Source organism: Streptomyces griseorubiginosus (assembly GCF_036345115.1).
Taxonomy (GTDB): domain Bacteria; phylum Actinomycetota; class Actinomycetes; order Streptomycetales; family Streptomycetaceae; genus Streptomyces; species Streptomyces griseorubiginosus_C.
Genome location: NZ_CP107766.1, coordinates 5203909 through 5224051 on the forward strand (window position 1 = coordinate 5203909; position 20143 = coordinate 5224051).

The 20143-nt window shown below is 73.6% G+C and carries 15 protein-coding genes; 9 read left to right on the plus strand and 6 right to left on the minus strand.

Annotated elements, in window-relative coordinates; translation table 11 throughout:
- Window positions 1-27: 27 nt before the first annotated feature.
- Both OHN19_RS23585 and OHN19_RS23590 read right to left on the minus strand, forming a co-directional pair.
- Window positions 28-1140, minus strand: coding sequence for a GNAT family N-acetyltransferase (locus tag OHN19_RS23585; protein ID WP_330266080.1), 1113 nt, complete (start codon window positions 1138-1140; stop codon window positions 28-30).
- A 26-nt stretch (window positions 1141-1166) separates the two neighbouring features.
- Window positions 1167-1808: a hypothetical protein gene (locus OHN19_RS23590; RefSeq protein ID WP_330266081.1), complete on the minus strand. Its 642-nt coding sequence runs from the start codon at window positions 1806-1808 to the stop codon at window positions 1167-1169.
- Window positions 1809-1851: 43 nt separating this feature from the next.
- Between OHN19_RS23590 and OHN19_RS23595 the strand changes: the two genes are divergently transcribed.
- Window positions 1852-2526 carry a maleylpyruvate isomerase family mycothiol-dependent enzyme gene (locus OHN19_RS23595; protein WP_330266082.1) on the plus strand — a complete coding sequence of 225 codons (675 nt, stop codon included), beginning with the start codon at window positions 1852-1854 and terminating at the stop codon, window positions 2524-2526.
- 104 nt (window positions 2527-2630) lie between these two features.
- Window positions 2631-3323 carry a copper homeostasis protein CutC gene (locus tag OHN19_RS23600; protein ID WP_330266083.1) on the plus strand — a complete coding sequence of 231 codons (693 nt, stop codon included), beginning with the start codon at window positions 2631-2633 and terminating at the stop codon, window positions 3321-3323.
- On the opposite strand, the gene OHN19_RS23605 is transcribed toward OHN19_RS23600, so the two are convergent.
- Window positions 3320-3874 (minus strand): LppU/SCO3897 family protein, encoded by a 555-nt coding sequence (locus OHN19_RS23605; protein ID WP_330266084.1) that lies wholly within the window; start codon window positions 3872-3874, stop codon window positions 3320-3322. The two genes, OHN19_RS23600 and OHN19_RS23605, sit on opposite strands and share 4 nt — an antisense overlap.
- A 517-nt stretch (window positions 3875-4391) precedes the next feature.
- Window positions 4392-6434 carry a HelD family protein gene (locus tag OHN19_RS23610; RefSeq protein WP_330266085.1) on the minus strand — a complete coding sequence of 681 codons (2043 nt, stop codon included), beginning with the start codon at window positions 6432-6434 and terminating at the stop codon, window positions 4392-4394.
- A 343-nt stretch (window positions 6435-6777) separates the two neighbouring features.
- On the opposite strand from OHN19_RS23610, the gene OHN19_RS23615 reads away from it, so the two are divergent.
- Window positions 6778-6960, plus strand: coding sequence for a hypothetical protein (locus OHN19_RS23615; RefSeq protein WP_330266086.1), 183 nt, complete (start codon window positions 6778-6780; stop codon window positions 6958-6960).
- Window positions 6961-6977: 17 nt separating this feature from the next.
- On the opposite strand, the gene OHN19_RS23620 is transcribed toward OHN19_RS23615, so the two are convergent.
- Entirely contained in the window at window positions 6978-8621 is a 1644-nt protein-coding gene (locus OHN19_RS23620; protein ID WP_330266087.1) for a DNA repair helicase XPB, read from the minus strand.
- A gap of 185 nt (window positions 8622-8806) precedes the next feature.
- On the opposite strand from OHN19_RS23620, the gene fxsA reads away from it, so the two are divergent.
- From fxsA to OHN19_RS23650, 6 genes are all read left to right on the plus strand, one after another.
- Window positions 8807-8974 carry an FxSxx-COOH cyclophane-containing RiPP peptide gene (gene fxsA / locus OHN19_RS23625; protein WP_330266088.1) on the plus strand — a complete coding sequence of 56 codons (168 nt, stop codon included), beginning with the start codon at window positions 8807-8809 and terminating at the stop codon, window positions 8972-8974.
- Between the two features lie 143 nt (window positions 8975-9117).
- Window positions 9118-10470 (plus strand): FxsC protein, encoded by a 1353-nt coding sequence (gene fsxC / locus OHN19_RS23630; protein WP_330266089.1) that lies wholly within the window; start codon window positions 9118-9120, stop codon window positions 10468-10470.
- Window positions 10460-14482: an FxSxx-COOH system tetratricopeptide repeat protein gene (fxsT, locus tag OHN19_RS23635; RefSeq protein WP_330266090.1), complete on the plus strand. Its 4023-nt coding sequence runs from the start codon at window positions 10460-10462 to the stop codon at window positions 14480-14482. Before fsxC ends, fxsT begins: the two co-directional genes overlap by 11 nt.
- Window positions 14483-14587: 105 nt before the next feature.
- Window positions 14588-15793 carry an FxsB family cyclophane-forming radical SAM/SPASM peptide maturase gene (locus tag OHN19_RS23640; RefSeq protein ID WP_330266091.1) on the plus strand — a complete coding sequence of 402 codons (1206 nt, stop codon included), beginning with the start codon at window positions 14588-14590 and terminating at the stop codon, window positions 15791-15793.
- A 46-nt stretch (window positions 15794-15839) separates the two neighbouring features.
- Window positions 15840-16907: an aKG-HExxH-type peptide beta-hydroxylase gene (locus tag OHN19_RS23645; RefSeq protein WP_330266092.1), complete on the plus strand. Its 1068-nt coding sequence runs from the start codon at window positions 15840-15842 to the stop codon at window positions 16905-16907.
- Between the two features lie 45 nt (window positions 16908-16952).
- A complete protein-coding gene (locus tag OHN19_RS23650) occupies window positions 16953-17486 on the plus strand; it encodes a hypothetical protein (RefSeq protein ID WP_330266093.1) in 534 nt (177 codons plus the stop codon).
- 31 nt (window positions 17487-17517) lie between these two features.
- On the opposite strand, the gene OHN19_RS23655 is transcribed toward OHN19_RS23650, so the two are convergent.
- On the minus strand, window positions 17518-20046 hold the full coding sequence (locus tag OHN19_RS23655; RefSeq protein ID WP_330266094.1) for a helicase C-terminal domain-containing protein: 2529 nt from the start codon (window positions 20044-20046) through the stop codon (window positions 17518-17520).
- Window positions 20047-20143 lie beyond the last annotated feature (97 nt).

The window sequence follows — 20143 nt, forward strand, 5'->3', positions numbered from 1 at the left end:
CGGTCAGGACGTACAGGCGAAGGGGCGTCAGGCGGTTCGCCCGGTCAGGACGTACAGGCGAAGGCCCGTCTCCGTCTCGCCGTACGCCTGCTCCTCCGCCACGCTCGCCCGGACGAAGCCCGCCCGGGCGATCACCCGCTGCGAGGCCGCGTTGTCGGGCTCGATGGTGGCGCACAGGCTGTGGACGTCGTCGCGGGCCAGCGCCCAGTCGCTCAGGACGCGCAGGGCCTCCGTGGCGTAACCCTGGCCGCGCGCGGAGGGGGCCAGGTCGTAGCCGACCTCGGCGCGGCCGTCCTCGTCGGGGGCGCCGTGGAAGCCCATGCCGCCGATCGCCCGGCCGTCCTCGCGCCGTACCAGGACGAAGAGGCCGAACTCCGGGCGGTGGACGCCCGCTTCGTAGGCCTTGAGGGTCATGCCGGCGGCCTCGCGGGTGCCCTCGAAGGGGCCGTCCTCGACCCACGCGAAGCCGCCGTCGCCCCCGGCGGCCAGCTCGGCGGCGGCGGCCGGGGTGACGCCCTGGAGGGTGAGGCGTTCGGCGGGCAGGACGAGGTTGTTGCTCCAGCGCCACCTGGTGCGCGGCGCGCGGCCCGGCAGGTCGCCGCGGCCGGTGGCCCACAGCAGGGTGCGCCAGGCGTCGGGGCCCGGCTGCACCTCGGGGAAGATCCGGGTGAGGACGTACTCGGGGAGGTGTGCGGAGGGCTCGTACTCGAGGTCCAGGCCCTGCGCGATGTCGTACGTGTGCAGCAGGACCTCGGCGACGCCCATCGCGGCGAAGCCCTCGCGGTTCGCGCTGCGGAAGGGGTAGGGGTGGAAGGCGCGGGTCTCGCGGGGGGTGCTGCGGAGCGTCGCCGCGAACAGCGTGCCGCCCGTCTCGATCACCTGGAGGGCGCCCGCCGCGTCGGTGCCCTCCTCCAGGAAGATCTCGAAGGGGACGTACGTCTCCTGCGCCCGGCCCGCCAACTGCCCGGCGTACGCGATGAGATCGCTCGCGATGTGCTCGGCCGTCTTCAGGCAGCTCCACTCCATCCGGCCGGCCCGGACCTGGGCCCAGTCCCGGTCCGTCGCCGTCCGCAGCGCCGCCACCGCGCCCGCGACGGCCTCCGCCACCCGTTCCCCACCCACGACCCCTGTGTCTGCCATGCGGGCAGGCTATGGCCCCGGGGACCTCAGAGCGACAGCATTTCCAGCTCCGAGGTGAGGTTGTAGCGGGCCGTCGCCTCCCATTCCCGTGCGCCGTACGGCGTCCTGAAGAGCCGGGGCAGGTCGAGCAGCTGACGCAGGACCGCGGACCGGCCCGCCCGGAAGGCGTCGGTGGGCACGAAGCCGTACTCCTCGCGTACGGCGGCCGTGTAGGCGGCGTACCCGGAGGGCGGAGCGGCGAGGATCGCCAGGTCGGCGTCGCACAGGACCTGGCCGTTGCGGTCGTCGTCGGCGGGCGCGTGGGTGGTGGTGAGGCGGACCAGACGGGCCACTTCGGCCGTTCCGTCGTCCGGGACACCGGCCTCGGGGAGGGCGCGTTCGGCGAGGCGGGCGGAGCGGTCCTCGTTCTCCGAGCGGTCCGGGAGGTAGACGGCGTCGTGGAACCAGGCGGCGAGGCGGACCAGGTGGGGGTCGTCCGCGTACTCCTCCAGTACGTCGACGTGGTCCAGGACCGCCGTGAGGTGAGCGAGCGTGTGGTACTTGCGCTGCGGCTCCTGCCAGCGGTCGAGGAGGTGGTCGGCGTACGGCAGCGGGTCGGGGCCGCCGGTGCCCCTCGCTCCGTCCAGAGCGGCGGCGAAACGGGCGCGGAGGTCGTCGAGATCGGCCATGGCCTCATTGTCCCCCCGGCCGACCCCCTGGCAGGTTGGCCCCATGACTGCTGACGACGTACGAGACCCTTCGCTGCCCGGCCGTCTCCTGGCCACCGAACGCGACGCCCTGGTCCCCCTCCTGCGCTCCCGCCCGGACGCCGACTTCGCGCTGCCGACGCGGGGGTGCCCGGGGTGGAGCGTGCGGGACGTGCTCGCGCACTGTTCGTCGGCGCTGATCCGGGTGGTGGAGGGCCGGTTCGAGAAGGGGGTGTTCTCACCCGAGTCGAACGACCGGGACATCGCCGAGCGCGCCGACTGGACCCACCAGCAGGTCGTGGACGAACTGGAGCGCGGGATGACGGAGGCCGGTCCGGTGATCGCCGGGGCGGGCGGGGTGCTGGACATCATCGCGCTGGGGGAGTGGGTGCACGCGGGGGACGTACGCGAGGTGCTCGGGGAGCCCGGCGCGTACGGGGGTGCCGGGCTGCCCGACGCGCTGGCCCTCCTCACCCGCGCGACCCGGGAACGCGGCCACCTCCCCCTCCACGCCGACCTCGACGACCTGGACGAACCGCTCCGGCTCGGTGACGCGGCCGGTGACCGCACTCCGGCGCGGTACATCGGGGACGCGGCGACACTCGTACGGCTGTACTCGGGGCGTCCGGTGGAGGGGCGGGCGTACGAACTCGCGGGGGTGGAGGCGAAGGAGCTGAACATCTTCGCCGGGATCGCCTGAGACGCACTGGCGAGGGGACCCCGGTCGCGGCGTATTCTTGAATTGGACTAGACCTGTATGGACTAGACCTGTAGCCGCCCAAGGCCGTCGACGAATGGGGTCCCATGAGCAAGCGTGCACTCCTGGAGGTGATCGCCCTCGACGTCGAGGACGCGGTCGCCGCCCAGGCCGGAGGCGCGGACCGGCTGGAACTGGTGACCGACATGGCCGCGGACGGACTGACGCCGACGGTCGCGACGGTCACCGGGATCCGGGGGGCGGTGGACATCCCGGTGCGGGCGATGCTGCGGCTGTCGGACGGGTTCGGCGCCGGGGAGGTCGCGCGGGTGGTCCGTGCGGCACGGGAGCTGCGGGACGCCGGTGCCGAGGAGTTCGTGCTGGGGTTCCTGGACACGGCCGGCGAGGTCGATCTGAGGGCCGTGGAGCAGGTCGTCGGGGTCCTGGACGGGTGCCGCTGGACCTTCCACCGGGCGATCGACCACGCCGCCGACCGGGACGCGCTGCGCAAGCAACTGGCCGACCTTCCGGGGCTGGACACCTACCTCACCGCGGGCTCGGCGGCCGGGGTGGACGGCGGGCTCCCCGTGCTGCTCGCGGAGGCGGCGAGGGCCGGGGAGCCGGGGTACGAGCAGCGGTTGCTGGTCGGGGGCGGGCTGCGGCTCGAGCATGTGCCGCGGCTCCGTGCGGCGGGGGTCGACGCGTTCCACATCGGCGGCGCGGCGAGGCCGCGCGGGTGGGAGGTGCCGGTCTCGGCGGAGGCGGTACGGGAGTGGCGGCGGGTGGTGGACGGGCGTTAGCCCTTCAGGGGCCGCAGGCACAGTGACGTGTCGGCGTGCTCGCTGTACTCCGGGTAGGCGACGTAGGCCCCGGCCGGACAGGTGCCGTTCACCGGGGCGGCGACCCGGAGCTGCGCGGCGGCGGAGTCGCAGGACTCCGGGTGGAGGTCCTGTTCCGGCCAGGTCGCGTCGTTGCGGGCGCACGAGCCGGCTGTGAGCGTCGGGTGGTCCGCGCTGTCACCGGCCCCGGTCACCAGGCCGACCAGCAGCAGCGCCGTGAACGCGAACACCGCCAGGCCCAGCAGACCCACCGGGATCAGCGCCAGGATGCCCGCCGGGCGCCTGAACACCGGCTTGCCGGGGTCCAGGGGCGGCCGGAACCCGGGCGCGACCGGCTCCGGAATCCGTCGGATGCCGGACAGGGCGCTCAGGTTGGACAGCAGGGTGAAGGGCGTGATCAGCACGGACAGCGGGCCCCACCAGCCCAGCACCATCGTGTCCGACTGCATGTCCCGGAAGCTCGCCAGCGCGCAGGTCCGGCAGAACACCCCCTCGCGCTTCAGGAACCGCATGATCACCAACATCCCCTGATGCCCCCGAACCGTCACGGGCGCGGCGGGCACGGCCCCACAGATCTGACAGGGGGCCGACCCGGGGGGTTGCTGGTACGGCTGCGGCTGCGGCTGCGGCTGCGGGTAGGGCGTGGGGGTGGGGGATTGCTGGTACGGCCCGGGGGCGGGCGCCTGCTGATAGGGCCCCGGCGTCGGTGCCTGCGGGTACGCCCCCGGGGCGGGTGCCGGCTGGTGCGCGCCCGGTGCCGGGGCCTGCGTGAACGTCCCCAGGGCGGGTGCTTGATGCCCGCCCGGCGTCGGCTCCTGCGGGTACGCCCCCGCATCCGGGGCCTGTGGGTAAGCCCCCGCATCCGGCGCCTGCGGGTACGCCCCCGCATCCGGTGCCGGATGTGTCCCCGGCGTCGGCTGATATGCGGGGTGCGAGGGCGGGGGCGTGGTCAACAGGGGGCCTTTCAGGGGGAGTCACGGGGGCCCGGACTCAGGGGGTCAGGGGAACATCGCGGAGCGGATCCGCACCCTACCCGGCCAGCGCCGCGGGCAACGGGGCCGAGTGCGTCACGATCAGCCCCGACACCGCTCGGGTCAGCGCCACGTACAGCCGCCGCAGCCCGGTCCGTTCGTCCGGTTCGCCGTCCACCACCGCCTGGGGCTCGTCCAGGACGACGTAGTCGTACTCGAGGCCCTTGGCGAGCGAGGCCGGGACCAGGGTCAGTCGGGTCTCGGCCGTGGTCTCCTCACCGGGGGCGAGGTACGGGATGCCGGCCGCCGTCAGCGCCTCCGCCAGCTCCGGGACACGGGCGTCGGCGGCGATCAGACCCGTCGAGCCCTCGTTGCGCAGCAACTCCTCGCACGCGGCGACCACTTCACCCGTGCCGGAGGTCTCGCGCAGGTCGAAGAAGCCCGGGTTCTCACGGACCGACGCGACCGGAGTCAGGCCCGGCGCGATGTGCGGGAGGAGCCGGGAGGCGTACGTGATGACGTCGGTCGGCACGCGGAAACCCGCCGTCAGCTCCTCGATCACGCCGTCCGCCTTGCCGAGGTGGGCCAGCGCCTCGTCCCAACTCCGGGTCGCCCAGGGCGTGGTGCCCTGCGCGAGGTCGCCCAGGACGGTCGCCGAACCGGTCGAGCAGCGGCGGCCGACCGCGCGGTACTGCATCGGGGAGAGGTCCTGCGCCTCGTCCAGGACCACATGCCCCAGCGAGTGCGTGCGCTCCACGATGTCCCTCGCCTCGTCGATCAACACCGCGTCCGCGGCGGACCACTTGGCCGACTTCACCGAGCGGACCGGCTTCGCCCACAGGATCGTCTTCTGCTCGTCCTCGTCGAGGACGCCCTCCGCGTGCTCGGCGAGGAAGTCCGCGTCCGTGAGCAGGCGCAGGACGAGCCTGGCCGGGTCGACGGGCGGCCAGATCGCCTTCACCGCCGCCTTCACCGCGGAGTTGCGGGCCACCGCGTCCTGCACGCGGTCGTCCGGCGCCTCCCCGGACCGCTCCATCTGCACCAGCACGGCATGCGCGATCCGCTGCGGAAGGGCCTCGCGGGCGGCGCCGTAGCGGATGCCCCGGTCCAGCAGCTCCCGCACGATCTCCTCGATCTCGTACGCCGGTACCCGCCATCTGCGCGACCCGCGCACCACCATCACCGGCTCGGTGGGCATGGTGACGTGGGAGTGGACGGCCCGCTTGAGCACCTCCGCCATCCGCGCGTCGCCCTTGAGGACCGCGGCAGGTGCGTCGTCGGTGCCGCGCACCTCGATGCTCTTCGCGACGAGGTCGTCGACGGTCGCCTGCTGGACGCTCAACTCGCCCAGCGCGGGCAGCACTTGCTCGATGTAGTGCAGGAAGGACCGGTTCGGTCCGATGACGAGGGTGCCGGTGCGGGCCAGCCGCTCGCGGTGGGCGTAGAGGAGATAGGCGACCCGGTGCAGGCCGACGGCGGTCTTCCCGGTGCCGGGGCCGCCCTGCACGCAGACCGTGCCGCCGAGACCGGACCGTACGATCTCGTCCTGCTCGGGCTGGATGGTCGCCACGATGTCGCGCATCGGACCGACGCGCGGGCGCTCGATCTCCTGCTGGAGCAGCTTGCTGGTCTGTGCCGCCTCGGCCGGGTCGGAGAGGTGCTCGTCCTCGTACGCGGTGATGTCGCCGCGGGTGTAGCCGAAGCGGCGGCGCAGCCCGACGTCCATCGGGTCCTTCTTGGACGCCCGGTAGAACGGCTGCGAGACCGGCGCCCGCCAGTCGATGACCATCGGGTCGCCGTCGTGGTCGTGGACGTGCCGGCGCCCGATGTAGAAGCGCTCGCCCTCCGCGCCCTCCGCCCGGTCGGCGCCGGGGGCGTGCAGGTAGTCGAGGCGGCCGAAGAAGAGGGGGGTGTCGGTGAGGTCGGCCAGCGCCTTGATGCGCTCCTCGATCTGGCGGGCCAGGACCTCGGCGTTGACCCAGTTCGCGGTGACGTCCTTGATGTCCAGCGACTCGACGTCCTCGCGCATGGCGCGCAGGGCGGCGCGGGACGCGGCGAGGTGGGAGCGTTCGCGGGCGAGGGGGTCGTCGGTCGCGGGCATGGGTGTGGACGGCCTGGACAAGGGGGTGCCTCCGAAGGTGCTGCGGGCCGCGTGGTGGGATGCCGACCGGTTTCCGTCCGGGCGGCGGCACTCCGTGAGGGAGGCGGGCAAGAGCGGAGATTCTAGAGGGGCGGGGTGAGAGAGGGCCAACGGATTTCTCCCGGCCCCCTGACTCTCCCCGGCCCCCTGACCTCTCCCCGGTCCCCTGATGTCTCCGGCCCCCTAAGGGATCGCCCCTCCTCCTGGTGGGGGTGGCTCCACCCACGGGCGGTACTCAGGTAGCACGAGAAGTGGCTACCTGGGACCGATGCCCCCTTTATGCCTGGTCGGCCACCATGGAGACATGAGTGCAGCGACCTTCACCCCAGCCCCCGGTCGCCCGTCCGGCGCGACCCCCGTATCGGGTGGCCACACCACCCACCGTCTCGGCGACGCCCTGCGCGCCGTCCGCGTCTTCGCCGGCGCCGCCTTCGACGTCGTCATACTCGGCGAGTACGGCCAGGAAGCCGGCGTCCGCCGCCGGTAGCCGCGGCCGGCCGCCGGTCAGCTCTCCGCGAGCAGCTCGTCCGCGTCCACGATCCGGTAGGCGTACCCCTGCTCCGCCAGGAACCGCTGGCGGTGCGCGGCGAAGTCCTGGTCGATGGTGTCCCGCGCCACCACCGAGTAGAAGTGCGCCTGATGCCCGTCCGCCTTGGGACGCAGCACCCGTCCCAGCCGCTGCGCCTCCTCCTGCCGTGATCCGAACGTGCCCGAGACCTGGATGGCGACGGTCGCCTCCGGCAGGTCGATGGAGAAGTTCGCCACCTTCGACACCACCAGCACGCTGATCTCGCCCTCCCGGAAGGCGTCGAAGAGCTTCTCGCGCTGGGCGTTGGAGGTCTCGCCCTTGATCACGGGGGCGTTCAGATGCTCACCGAGTTCGTCGAGCTGGTCGATGTACTGGCCGATGACGAGGATCTGCTGCCCGGCGAACCGCTTCACGATCGCCTCGGTGACCTTCCGCTTGGTCGCGGTGGTGGCGCAGAAGCGGTACTTCTCCTCCTGCTCGGCGGTGGCGTAGGCGAGCCGCTCGGAGTCCGTCAGGTTCACCCGGACCTCGACACAGTCGGCGGGCGCGATGTAGCCCTGCGCCTCGATCTCCTTCCACGGCGCGTCGAACCGCTTGGGTCCGATGAGCGAGAAGACGTCCGACTCCCGGCCGTCCTCGCGCACCAGGGTCGCGGTCAGGCCGAGCCTGCGCCGGGCCTGGAGGTCGGCGGTGAACTTGAAGACGGGCGCGGGCAGCAGGTGCACCTCGTCGTAGACGATGAGCCCCCAGTCCCGGGAGTCGAACAGCTCCAGGTGCGGGTAGACGCCCTTCCGCCGGGTCGTCAGGACCTGGTAGGTGGCGATGGTGACGGGCCGGATCTCCTTCTTCGTCCCGCTGTACTCGCCGATCTCCTCCTCGGTCAGCGAGGTCCGCTTCACCAGCTCGTGCTTCCACTGCCGGGCCGAGACGGTGTTGGTGACGAGGATGAGCGTGGTCGACTTGGCCTGCGCCATGGACCCGGCGCCGACGAGGGTCTTCCCCGCGCCACAGGGCAGGACGACCACGCCGCTCCCGCCGTGCCAGAAGTTCTCCACCGCCTGCTTCTGGTAGGGCCGCAGTGCCCACCCGTCCTCGGCCAGCTCGATCGGGTGCGCCTCGCCGTCCACGTACCCGGCGAGGTCCTCGGCGGGCCAGCCCAGCTTCAGCAGGGTCTGCTTGATCTGCCCGCGCTCGGAGGGGTGCACGACCACGGTGTCGGGGTCGAGCCGCGCCCCGACCAGCGGGGTGATCCGCTTCGAGCGCAGGATCTCCTCGAGGACCGGCCGGTCGGTGGTGGTGAGCACCAGCCCGTGCGCCGGATGCTTGCTCAGCGTCAGGCGCCCGTAGCGGTCCATCGTCTCGGCGACGTCGACGAGCAGCGCGTGCGGCACCGGGTACCGGCTGTACTGCACGAGCGCGTCCACCACCTGCTCGGCGTCGTGCCCCGCGGCGCGCGCGTTCCACAGTCCGAGGGGCGTCACCCGGTAGGTGTGGATGTGCTCCGGCGCCCGCTCCAGCTCCGCGAACGGCGCGATGGCCCGCCGGCACTCGTCGGCCTGCTCGTGGTCCACCTCGAGCAGCAGCGTCTTGTCGGACTGGACGATGAGAGGACCGTTCACCTACGTACACATCCCTTCCGGACGGCCAAACGTCCAGTGTGCCCCATCGGGCGGGAGGCGGGTGCCGGACGGCCTGTGGCGCCTGGAATCAGGCGGCTCGCTGGCTATAGGGTGTGGCAGGTTTCGCGTGCACACTTCTGCCAAAGCACGCGTGTGTGCGAAGGATGCCGATGGACGCTAGCGCCGTGATCGACTCATGCCTGCTCGATGTCACGGAGCTGAGCACGGAAGCGCTGGACAAGCTGCTCGAAAAGCGGCCCGGCACGGCGCTGGACGCGGTGCTGCGGCGTGTGGTCGACGAGGCGGTCAACCCGGTGGGCGTGCCGTACGCCGCCTTCGACTCCTCCATCTGAGCACGTCCCACCCCCTCCCCACCCCCTCGGACAGTTGTCCGAAGCCGACAGCTTGAGGCGTCATCGCGCTGGGTATGACCCGGACGTGCTCCGACGTACAGGTGGTATGCCGGCAGGCCGGCCAGGGAGTATCGGGGGACGCCTTGGTTCAGGAGCCGTACTTCTTCCTCAGCTATGCGCGGAAGGACAACCCTGACGAGTTCGTCAAGCGGTTCTACGACGATCTCGTACGGGAGCTTCGCCGGATCGGCGCCGATCCGGCGGCCCAGCCGCCGTTCCGGGACGTCGAAGGGCTCGGCCTGGGCTCGGACTGGGCCCGGGTGCTCGGTGCCGCGGTCGGGCACTGCCGCGCCTTTGTCGCGCTGTACTCCCCGGCCTACCTGAACAGCGAGTACTGCGGCAAGGAGTGGACCGCCTTCCGGGAGCGGCTGAACGAGTACCGCCGGGAGACCGAGATCGACGTCCCCGCTCTGGTCCCGGTGCTGTGGGCCCCCATGGAGGGCGAGCTGCCGGACGAGATCGCCCGCTTCCAGTACCACGAGGGCGGCATGGGCGAGGAGTACACCAGCCAGGGCCTCATGCAGCTCCTGCGCACCGACCCGAAGGGCGCGGCCTACAGCAGGGTCGTGGCGAAGGTCGCCGCCCGGGTGCGGATCGCCGCCGACCGGTTCCGGCTGCCGTTCACGCCCGACCTCGACCTCGGCGAGGTGCGCGGGCTGTTCCCGGTGGCCGAGCACCAACGGGCCGCCGAACCCGGCACCGGGCACGTCCAGGTCTTCGTGGCCGCGGGGGTGGTGAACGCGTTACCGGAAGGACGGCACCGGCCGGAGTACTACGGGCGGTCACCGCGGGAGTGGACGCCGTACCACCCGCCCAAGCACCCCTCCGTCGCCGTCCGCGCCCAGAAGGTGATCGGGGAGGAGGGCTACACCAGCAACGTCGAGGTCGTCGACGCCGAGCTGAGCAGCCGCCTGGACGAGACCATGGTGAACAACCAGACGAGCATCCTCCTCGTCGACCCCTGGGCCGTGCGCAGCCAGACCTACCGGGACGCCCTCGCCGACTACGACCGCCAGAACCGCCCGGCCACCGGCGTGCTCGTGCCCTGTCACGACTCCGACGAGGAGTCCGGCGGTGACGCGGCGATCTGGCAGGACCTCAGCAGCGTGCTGTGGCGCAACTGGCGCCGGCAGAACGACCCGCACGACCCCCTGTTCCGGGTGCGGGTCAACGCGGACGAGTTCGAGGACCGGCTCGCCGTGATGCTGACCGTGGCGCAGAACCGGCTGATGGAGATGGAGAGCACCACCCCCTACCGGCTCCCCACGGGCCCCACCCCGCCCCCGATGGGCGAACTGACCATCCCGGGCCCGGCCGAACCGCCCGCCCCCGAGGCCACCGGCCCCCCGCTGTCGTTCCCCTTCCTCGGTACCACCGTCACCCCCCACTGGGACGCCCCGCCGCGCGTTGCGAAGGACTCAGACGATGACCAGTAGCCCCACCGCCCCGGGCAAGATCGTCACGTTCTACTCGTACAAGGGCGGCACCGGGCGCACGATGGCGCTCGCCAACGTCGGCTGGATCCTCGCCAGCAGCGGTCACCGGGTGCTGCTGGTCGACTGGGACCTGGAGGCCCCCGGCCTGCACCGCTATCTGCACCCGCTGCTGGTCGACCCCGAACTGCGCTCGTCCCCCGGCCTGATCAACATGGTGCAGGCCTATGTGCGTACGGTCCTCAGCCCCGAGGCACCCCCGGTCCGCGAGACCGCCGGCGTTCCCCAGCAGCGTTCCGCGGCGACCTCCGCTGCCGAGTCCGACGGCTGGCTGCGGGCCGCCGCGGACCTGACGCCGTACACCGTGGGACTGCTCCTGGAACTGCCCTCCGGCGGCCGGCTGGACTTCCTGCCCGCCGGCCGCCAGACGGCGGCCTACTCGGCCGCCGTCACCAGCTTCAACTGGCACAGCTTCTACGACCGGCACGGCGGCGGGCACTTCCTCCAGGCGCTGCGCGAGGAGATGATCTCCCACTACGACTATGTGCTGATCGACAGCCGGACGGGCGTCAGCGACACCTCCGGCATCTGCACCATCGTCCTGCCCGACATCCTCATCGACTGCTTCACCATGAGCGTCCAGAGCATCAGCGGCGGTGTGGACGCCGCGGCCGCCGTCCAGCGCTCCGCGCCCCGTCCCATCAGGGTGCTGCCGGTGCCCATGCGGGTCGAGGAGGCCGAGACCGAACGGCTGGAAGCCGGACGGGACTTCTCCCGCGCCGAGTTCGCGCCCTATCTGGCCTGGCTGCCGGAAGCGGACCACAGCCGCTACTGGGGCGAGATAGAGATCCCGTACAAGGCCTTCTACGCCTACGAGGAGATCCCCGCCACCGTCGCCGACCGGCCCCACCAGGAGCGCTCGCTGCTCACCGCGTTCGAGCGGCTCACCGAGTGGATCTCGGAGGGCCGGGTACGCCGGCTCGCCCCGCTGCCCGCCGACCGGCGGGCCGAACTGCGCACCGCCTACCTGCGGACCCCCCGTGCCCTGCCCACCCAGATCTACATCAGCTACGCCCCGCTGGGCCGGATCTGGGCGGAGTGGGCGGCGGAGGCCCTGGAGGCGGTCGGCTACCAGGTCTCGCTGCACAGCACCGTCGCCCCGGAGAGCGGAATCCTGCCCGAGGTGTCCGGCACCCTGAACGGACAGGGCCGGGTACTGGCGCTGCTGTCCCCGGAGTACGCGGCGCAGTCGCGGGCCGCCACGGTCCGGCTCCAGCTGACCGGGCACGAGACGGTCGGCGGACCCGGCCTGGTCGCCGTCCGCGTCCAGGAACTCGATCCCACGGCCGTGGAGCCCTACCTCGACAGCGTGATCGCCGACCTCAGCCGCTGCGGCCCCACCGAGGCGGTCGACCAGCTCCTTGCCGTCCTCGGGCCGCCGCCGGGCCGGCACCTCCCGGACGGCACCACCTCGGTCACCGTCTCTGGCCTGCCCGGCTTTCCCGGCTCGATCCCCGCGGCCCAGCGCCTGCCCTCCCGCAACCTGTCCTTCACCGGCCGGGGTTCGCTGCTGGAACGGCTGCGTGATCACTTCACCGCCGGTCCCACCGCCGCCGTGCCCAGCCAGGTGCTGTACGGGCTCGGTGGCATGGGCAAGACCCAGACCGCGCTGGAGTACGCGCACCGCTACAAGTCGGCGTACGACGTGGTCTGGTGGATGAACGCCGCCCAGCCCGGCCTGATCCGCTCCGCCCTCGCGGACCTCGCCCCCTACCTCGACCTGGAGGAAGGGGAGGACGTGGGCAGCACCGCGGAGGCCGTGCTGCGCGCCCTCGGACAGGGACGGCCGTTCGAACGCTGGCTGCTGGTGTACGACAACGCCGGCAGCCCCACGGAGCTGGAGGGCCTCCTCCCCGAGGGGCCGCCCGGCGGGCATGTGCTGGTCACCTCCAGGGACCGGGCCTGGGTCAACAGCGCCGGCCGGGCCGAGGTGGAGGTGTTCACCCGCGCGGAGAGCGTGGAACTGCTGCACAGGTTCAGCCCGTCGCTGTCCGCCGAGGACGCGGAGCAGATCGCCCACGAACTCGGCGACCTGCCCCTCGCGGTGGGACAGACGGCGACCTGGCTCAGCGAGAGCAACATGCCGGTCGACCGCTACCTCGCCCAACTCCGCGACCGGCCCGCCGACACCCTCGAACACACCCAGCTGCCGCCCCGGGAGTACCCCACCTCCGCGGCCCGCACCTGGCAGATCTCCGTGGACGACCTGCGCCGCCGTGACCGGGCCGCGGCCGAGATGCTGGAGATCTGCTCCTTCTTCGGCCCCGACCCCATCCCCATGCGGCTGCTCTACGGCCGGGCCGTCACCCGGGCCCTGACCATGGACGCCGACGAGCCCCGCGACGAGATGGCCGTCGCCCAGCTGCTGCGCCTGCTCAACCGGTACGGGCTGGCCCGCAGCGACCAGGGCAGCGAGACCCTCACCGTGCACCGGCTGGTCCAGGCCGTCATCCGGGACGGGGTCGGCGCGTCCCGCTGGGCGGAACTGCGCGGGGTGGTGCACGCGGCGCTCGCGGACGCCAACCCGGGCAACCCGGAGTCCACCGCCGACTGGGACGAGTACGACGAACTCCTTCCGCACCTGGAACCCTCGCGCGCGGCCGCCGACCCCAACCCCGAGGTACGCAAGCTGATCATCGACTCGGTGCGCTACCTGTGGAAGCGCAGCCTCTACAGCACGGCCCACGACCTCGCCGAACGCACCCTGCAACGCTGGCGCCGGTCCGACTTCCCCGGCGGCGGCCTCGACGACACGCACACCCTCCTGCTGCGCACCCAGCTCGGCAACGTGCTGCGCTCGCTCGGCCGGCTGAGGGAGGCGTACAAGGTCGACCGGGAAGTGCTGGAGAGGTTCACCGCCATCCGGGGAGCGGAGTACCCGGCCACCCTGGCCGCGGCCGGCAACGTCGGCGCCGACCTCCGGGCCCTCGGCGACTACCAGCAGGCCCGCGAGCTGGACCGCAGCACCTATGACGTGGCGCTCCGCGAGTTCGGCGAGGACCATCAGCGGACCCTGATGTACGCCAACAACCTCGGCATGTCCGAGTACCTCGCGGGCGACCGCCGGGCCGCCCTGAACCTGCACCGGACGGCCTACGAACGGCAGCGGCAGAACCAGGGCAGCATGAAGCCGCGCACGCTGAACCTGGCCAACAACTACGCCCGCGACCTGCGGGAGACCGGGGAGCTCCAGCAGGCCCTGACCCTGCTGGAGACGACCACCCGCCTCTACCAGCAACTGCTCGGCGACGGGCACAGCGACACCCTGCGGGCCCGCAAGAACCTCGCGGTGGCGCTGCGCCGGGACGGCCGCTACGCCGAGGCCCGTGACATCGACCAGGACATCTACAACCGCTACCTCCAGGCGCACGGCCCCGACCACTACGACACCCTCGCTGTCGCGTGCAGCCTCGCCGGCGACCTCGCCGCGCTCGGCGACACCGCGCACGCGCTGGAGGACTACGCCCAGCGGGCCCTCGGCCGCTACAAGGACTACCTCGGCGAGGAACACCCCGTCACCCTGGTCTGCGCCAACAACATGTCCGTGTACCTGAGGCTGCTGGGCCGTACCGAGGAGTCGCTCGCGCTGTCCGGGCGCACGGTCGAGCATCTGCGCACGGCGCTCGGCGAGACCCACCCCTACACGTACAGCTGCATGCTCAACCACGCCAACGACCTGGTCGCGGTGGGCCGGGTACAGGAGGCCGCCGACATGGAGGCGAGCGCCCGCCAGGGGCTGCTGGGGTCCCTCGGTCCCGACCACTACGACGTCATCGGCAGCGCCTCCAACCTCTCGCTGAGCCTGCGCGCCCTGGGCCGCGAGGCGGAGGCGGACGCGCTGCGCGAGGACGCCCTGGCCCGCGCCAAACGCACCCTGGGGGACGACCACCCGACGACGCTGGCGATCGCCCGCGGTGTCCGGCTGGACTCCGACATCGAGCCACCGACCATCTGAGACGCCGCCCTTGTGAACCACCGCCCCTGTGGGACGCCGGACGGCACAGGAGCCGTCCGGCTGCCCACGAGCCCCGTAGCTGACGGGTTGTAGGATGCCGCCACCATGGTGCCCTTCCGGCAGTTCCTGCTGAAGATCCACAGCCGCTGCAATCTCGCGTGCGACTACTGCTACGTCTACGAGTCGGTGGACCAGAGTTGGCGCGACCGCCCCCGGACCATGGCTCCCGGCGCCGTGCGCCGCGCGGCCGCACTCATCGCCGAGCACGCCCGGGACCACGCCCTGAGCGAGGTCCGTGTCGTGCTGCACGGCGGCGAACCGCTCCTGGTGGGGGCCGAGCGGCTGGACGCCGTGCTGCGCGAACTCACCGGCGCCCTCGACGGCGTGGCGCGGCTGCGGCTCGACCTCCAGACCAACGGCCTGCGGCTCGTCGAGGACCCGGCGCTGCTGCCGGTTCTGGCCCGCCACGGGGTGCGCGTGGGGGTCAGCCTCGACGGCACCCCCACCACCCACGACCGGCATCGCCGACGCCCCGACGGCCGCGGCAGCCACGCCGATGTCGCCCGGGCGCTCCGCCTCCTGGACGGGCCCCACCGCGCCCTGTACGCCGGTGTGCTGTGCACCATCGACCTGGACGCCGACCCGGTGGAGACCTACGAGGCGCTGCTGGAGTTCGCGCCGCCCCGGCTGGACCTGCTCCTGCCGCACGCCACCTGGCAGACCCCACCGCCCGGACTGGCAGGTCGCACCACCCCGCCCCGGACGGCACCGGGAGCACTCCCCGCGGAGCGGGTGCCGTACGCGCGATGGCTGTGCGCGGTGTTCGACCGCTGGTACGACGCCCCGCGCCGGGAGACCGGGATCCGGCTCTTCGAGGAGATCCTGGTGCTGCTGCTCGGCGGCACCGCCAGCAGCGAGACCGTCGGACTGACCCCCGTCGACCTCGTGGTCGTCGAGACCGACGGCACCATCGAGCAGGCCGACTCCCTCAAGGTGGCCTATCCCGGAGCACCCTCCACCGGTCTGGACGTCTACCGCCACACCTTCGCCGACGCCGCCCGCCAGGAGGCCTTCCGGGTGCGTCAGCGCGGGCGGGCCGGGCTCGGTCCCGTCTGCGCGGCCTGCCCCCGCTCGGCGGTGTGCGGCGGCGGCCTGTACGCCCACCGCTACCACCCCGGGGCCACGCCGACCCCCTTCGCCGCCCCGTCCGTCTACTGCCCGGACCTCGCCGTGCTCGTCGACCACATCGCCGGCCGTGTGCGCGACGACATGACGGCACTGCGCACCGCCGCGCAGCCGGCCCCGCGCTGACACCGGCGCCCCACGGCCGCCCCGACCCGTGAGGAGCAAGCACTCCGTGCCCGCCCCGCCCCCCGACACCCTCCCCACGCACTCCGTCGCCCCGGACACCTTCGACGCCGTCGCCCGGGCCCGGGGCGGCGCCGCGGCCGTCGCCGAGCTGCGGCGCGGCCAGCTCAGCAAACGCCTGCTGCTGACGGTGGCCGTACGCCGGTCGCTGCCCGAGGACACCGGCTTCGCCGCGTCCGTACGGCGGCTCGACGAGATGCGCCGCGAGAACCCCGGCCGCTGGCAGGAGACGATCCTCCACCCCTACCTGGACGAGGGACTGGCCCGCGCGCTCGCCGAACAGGCTCGTGGCGGCCGTCCCGACCTCGCCTGGTTCGACGAACTGGTCCGCGGCGGCCCGGCCGCGCTCTCCGGGCCGCGACTGCTGACCAGCGCGTGCGACGGCGCCGTTCTGCGTCTGCGGCTGGCCGACCGCGGCCCCCACCGGAGCGTGCACGGTCACCGGCCCGCCGACCCGCAGACCGGCGAGGAGGTGGACCACTGGCAGCGGCTGCTGGACGGCGCCTGGCAGGTCCTGGTCCGCCGCCATCCCTGGCACGCCGAGGCCGTCGCCGCCTGTCTGACCACCCTGGTGCCGCTGCGTCCCGCGCCCGGCGGCACGTCGGTGAGCTCCGCGGCCCGCCGGGCCTACGGCGCCGTCGCCCTGTCCCCGCCCGGCGGCCCGGTGCTCCTCGCGCTCACCCTGGTCCACGAGTTCCTGCACATCCAGCTCGGCGCCCTGCTCGACCTCGTCCCGCTGCACGGCCCGGTGTCGTCGGCCCGCTACCACGCGCCCTGGCGCCCCGACCCCCGCCCGCTGGACGCACTCCTCCAGGGCACCTACGCCCACCTGGGCGTCTGCGACTTCTGGCGCACCGAGCGCACCACCGCTCCGGCCGATCCCCGGTCCGAACGGGAGTACACCACCTGGTACGGGTACACCCGCGGCGCCGTCGACACCCTCCTCGGCAGTGGCGAACTCCTCCCGGTGGGCCGCCGCTTCACCGAGGAGATGCGCCGGGCCCTCACCTCGCCGGGGGAGCGGCGGGGCAACCAAGAGCACCTTCCACCTGTCTGAACAGGCGGAGCCGGCGTGGTGCGCGCCGGCGGTGAGGAGCTCCGGGTGACTTCCGTACGAGTCTGGGGACCTGGTGTCGGGGCGGTGGCGGTCCTCGTGGCGAGCGGTGTCTGGGCCATGCGGCCGGTCGAGGTCGAAGGGCGGCTGTGGGACGAGGTGCGTCCCGCGATCGAGGCGCGGCTCGTGGAGCAGGTGCGCGGGAGCGGGGTCGGGGAGCCGGCGGGCGCGCGGTGGTTCTGCCGGGCGCGGGCCGTGGACCTCGTCGAGCGGGACGGTCTCGTGCGGGCCGGGGTCAGCACGGTGTGCGCGGAGTACGGGGTGCGCTCGGGGAGCCTGGTGGAGTGCGCCGGGGCCGAGGTGCCGCAGGTGATGCGGCTGCGGCGGGAGGCCGACGGCGACTACCGGGTCGTGTCCCAGGAGGTGCCGCCCGACGGCGAGGGCAACGCGCAGTGGCTGACGTCCCGCTTCGGCCGAGCCACCGCGGCCTCCCTGGACGACACCGTCCCGACCACCACCCTGGAAGCAGCGGCCCGCACCCACTTCGGCCTGCCGGCCGACGCTCCGGTCGGCTCCTGCTGAGCTCGGGCGCAGCCGCCGCTGATACGCCCCCTCACTCCTCCGCCAACTCCGCCACCCCGGTCACCCGGTGCAGCGGATACGTCCGGACCTCGTCCGCCGTGTGGTCGTAGGCCGTCACGAAGCCGCCCTCCACCCGGATGGGGGCGATGACCCGCTGGCTGGCGGAGCCCTCGGCGTTGACGTAGCCGATCCAGAGGGCCTCGCCGGTGAGGACGGCGGCCTGCATGGTGGCGAGGGTCTCGGCGGAGCTGGTGCGGGGGAGTTCGCCGGCGGCGAGCGGGGGCCGGTCGGTCGGTTTGCGGGGGGCGGTGGAGGCGAGGTCGCCCGCCCGGACCGCCCGGATCGCGGCGGCGAGGAGTGTCGCGTCAGGGACCGGGGGACCGTCCGGGACCGGCTCGGGGGCGGTGCGCGGCGGGGTGCGGTGGGCGTGCGCGCGGGTGATCAGGACGTCGCCCTCGGCGGACTCGGCGGCCGGGGCGAAGCCCATCGCGCGCAGGCCCTCGAGGAGCGAGGCCGGGTCGGCCTGGGCGGCCAGCACCGTCGGGGCGAGGCGGCGCAGGCGCAGCCCGGCGGCGCGTTTGTCGGCGAGGATCTCGTTGAGCAGGGCGTCGTCGTCGCAGCGGACGTACGCCGAGGCCGCGCCGACCCGCAGATGGCCGTGCCGTCGGGCCACGTCGTCGATCAGATACGTCAGCGGCTGCGGGACCGGTGTCCGGGAGTGCGCGGCGAGGAAGGCGTGCAGGTCGGAGGCGGACTGCCCGGCGTCCAGGGCGCGGCGCACCGACCCCGGCGTGAAGCGGTACACCGTCGCCCCGCCCTTCGACTCCACGTCCGCCAGGACGTCCAGCACGTCGGCCAGCGGCCGCCGCAGCGGACCGGGGGCCACCGCCGTCAGGTCGGCCTGGAGCAGGACGTGGTCGAGGGGCTCGGGCAGCAGCGGGGCGAGCAGCCGGGCCGCCGCCGCGGAGGCGGTGGCCTGCTCGGCGGCGGAGAGGGGCTCGGGGACGGCGGCGGGGCGGTGATGCACGGGGAGCTTGTCCCCGGGGCCCCGCGGCTCCGGGGTCCTCGGGTCGGCGTCCGGCGTCCGCGGCGCGGCCGCGCCCAGCAGCGCCCGCCCGTGCCCCGACAGCGCCCCCCGCCCGGTCACCCCCAGCAGCTCCGCCTCCTTCAGCGTCCACTCGGCGAGCCGCGAGCGCAGGTCCTCCTCCCGGCGCTGCGGCCGCTCCCAGCGCAGCCGGGCGAGCACGGACTCGGCCGACGGCGAGGCCCCCTCCGGCAGTCCCGCCAGCAGCGTCAGCACCCGGTGCCGTACCTCCGGGGCCGCGCCGCGGTCCAGCCCCGGGCCCAGCGCCGACAGGGTGCGGTCCTTCGCGTCCCGCCCGCCCACCAGCCCCGGGGTCCGGGTGGCCGTCAGCCAGGCCTCCGCCAGCCGCGCCCAGCGCTGGGCGGGCGGCTGCTCCAGCCACTCGTCGTGGGCCGGGGTCGCCGCGTACCGCTCGTCGGCCTCGCCGTCGGAGGCCACCAGGCCCGCCGCGTACGCCAGCTCGACCCAGAAGGCCGCGACCGGCTCCGAGACGTCCAGCGCGACCGCCGTGCGCTTGAGGTCGCGCACGCTCAGGCCACCCGCCCGCAGGACCGCGGGCCCGCCCTCGTCCCAGTCCTTCAGCAGCTCCTCGACGGTCGCGAGCGCGGTGTACGCCTGCCCGGCCGCCGTCGCGTCCACAACCTGTGGACGGTGCGTGGCCGCGGGCTCCACGGCCGGCGGCAGCGGCTCCACCGCGCGGTGGGCCCGCCCGTCCCGCAGGTGCAGGGCAACTTCCCGCGGCAGTACGACCGTCCCGGGCGCCGTCGGCACCAGCAGCCCCAGGTCCAGCAGGCGGCGCAGATGGGCTGCCGGGTCGGCGGTGACCTGCCCGTACGGCGGCCCCCAGACCAGCCGGGACAGCACCTCCCGTGACTCCTCCGGGAGCCCGGCGAGCAGCGCCGACATCCGCTTCCGGTCCGTGAACAGGGCCGTCAGCGACGCCACCGCCGACACCGCGTCGTGCGTCGAGCCGAGCCCCGCCGCCGTCACGATGTCCTGGATGCGGCCCGGGGACATCCCGGCCGTGGCCTCCTGCACGGTCGGCCCGAGCCCGGTCGGCGAGGGATGCTGCGGCGACGGGGCGAGCAGCTCGCGGGCGGTGCGGACCAGCCGGAGCCGGTCGTCGTCGCCCCAGACCAGGGCCTGCTCCCGCAGGGTGCCGAGCGCGCGGGGCAGCGCCGCCGAGACGGCCGGGTCGCCCGCGTCACCGGTCAGCAGCCGCTCCAGTTCGCCGTACGGCGCCGGGTCCGCCGCCACCGCCAGCGCCTCCGCCGTCCGCAGCGCGAACAGGTCCAGCCGCTCCAGCGCCCGCACCACCGACGCCCGTGTCCCGGCCCGGGTGGCGAGCTGGGTGAGGTCGGTCGGCACGGGCGTGATGAGGTCGGGGCGGGCACGCAGAAGCGCGGCCAGGGAGTCGTCGTCCCTGGCCCGGAGCGCTTCCGCGAGGGAGCGCGGCGGTACGGCCGGGTTGCTCATCCGACCAACGGTAGCGGGTGCCCGGGCTGGGCAGGGGCGCCCACCGGGGCGGACCGGATATCGCTGACCTGCGGTCCCCCGCACGGGCCTGTCGCAC

Bases quoted from the DNA above. Each gene is read 5' to 3' on its own strand.
- OHN19_RS23585 (WP_330266080.1), bottom strand. From the start codon at position 1,140: ATGGCAGACACAGGGGTCGTGGGTGGGGAACGGGTGGCGGAGGCCGTC.
- OHN19_RS23590 (WP_330266081.1), bottom strand. From the start codon at position 1,808: ATGGCCGATCTCGACGACCTCCGCGCCCGTTTCGCCGCCGCTCTGGAC.
- OHN19_RS23595 (WP_330266082.1), top strand. From the start codon at position 1,852: ATGACTGCTGACGACGTACGAGACCCTTCGCTGCCCGGCCGTCTCCTG.
- OHN19_RS23600 (WP_330266083.1), top strand. From the start codon at position 2,631: ATGAGCAAGCGTGCACTCCTGGAGGTGATCGCCCTCGACGTCGAGGAC.
- OHN19_RS23605 (WP_330266084.1), bottom strand. From the start codon at position 3,874: ATGCGGTTCCTGAAGCGCGAGGGGGTGTTCTGCCGGACCTGCGCGCTG.
- OHN19_RS23610 (WP_330266085.1), bottom strand. From the start codon at position 6,434: ATGCCCGCGACCGACGACCCCCTCGCCCGCGAACGCTCCCACCTCGCC.
- OHN19_RS23615 (WP_330266086.1), top strand. From the start codon at position 6,778: ATGAGTGCAGCGACCTTCACCCCAGCCCCCGGTCGCCCGTCCGGCGCG.
- fxsT (WP_330266090.1), top strand. From the start codon at position 10,460: ATGACCAGTAGCCCCACCGCCCCGGGCAAGATCGTCACGTTCTACTCG.
- OHN19_RS23640 (WP_330266091.1), top strand. From the start codon at position 14,588: ATGGTGCCCTTCCGGCAGTTCCTGCTGAAGATCCACAGCCGCTGCAAT.
- OHN19_RS23655 (WP_330266094.1), bottom strand. From the start codon at position 20,046: ATGAGCAACCCGGCCGTACCGCCGCGCTCCCTCGCGGAAGCGCTCCGG.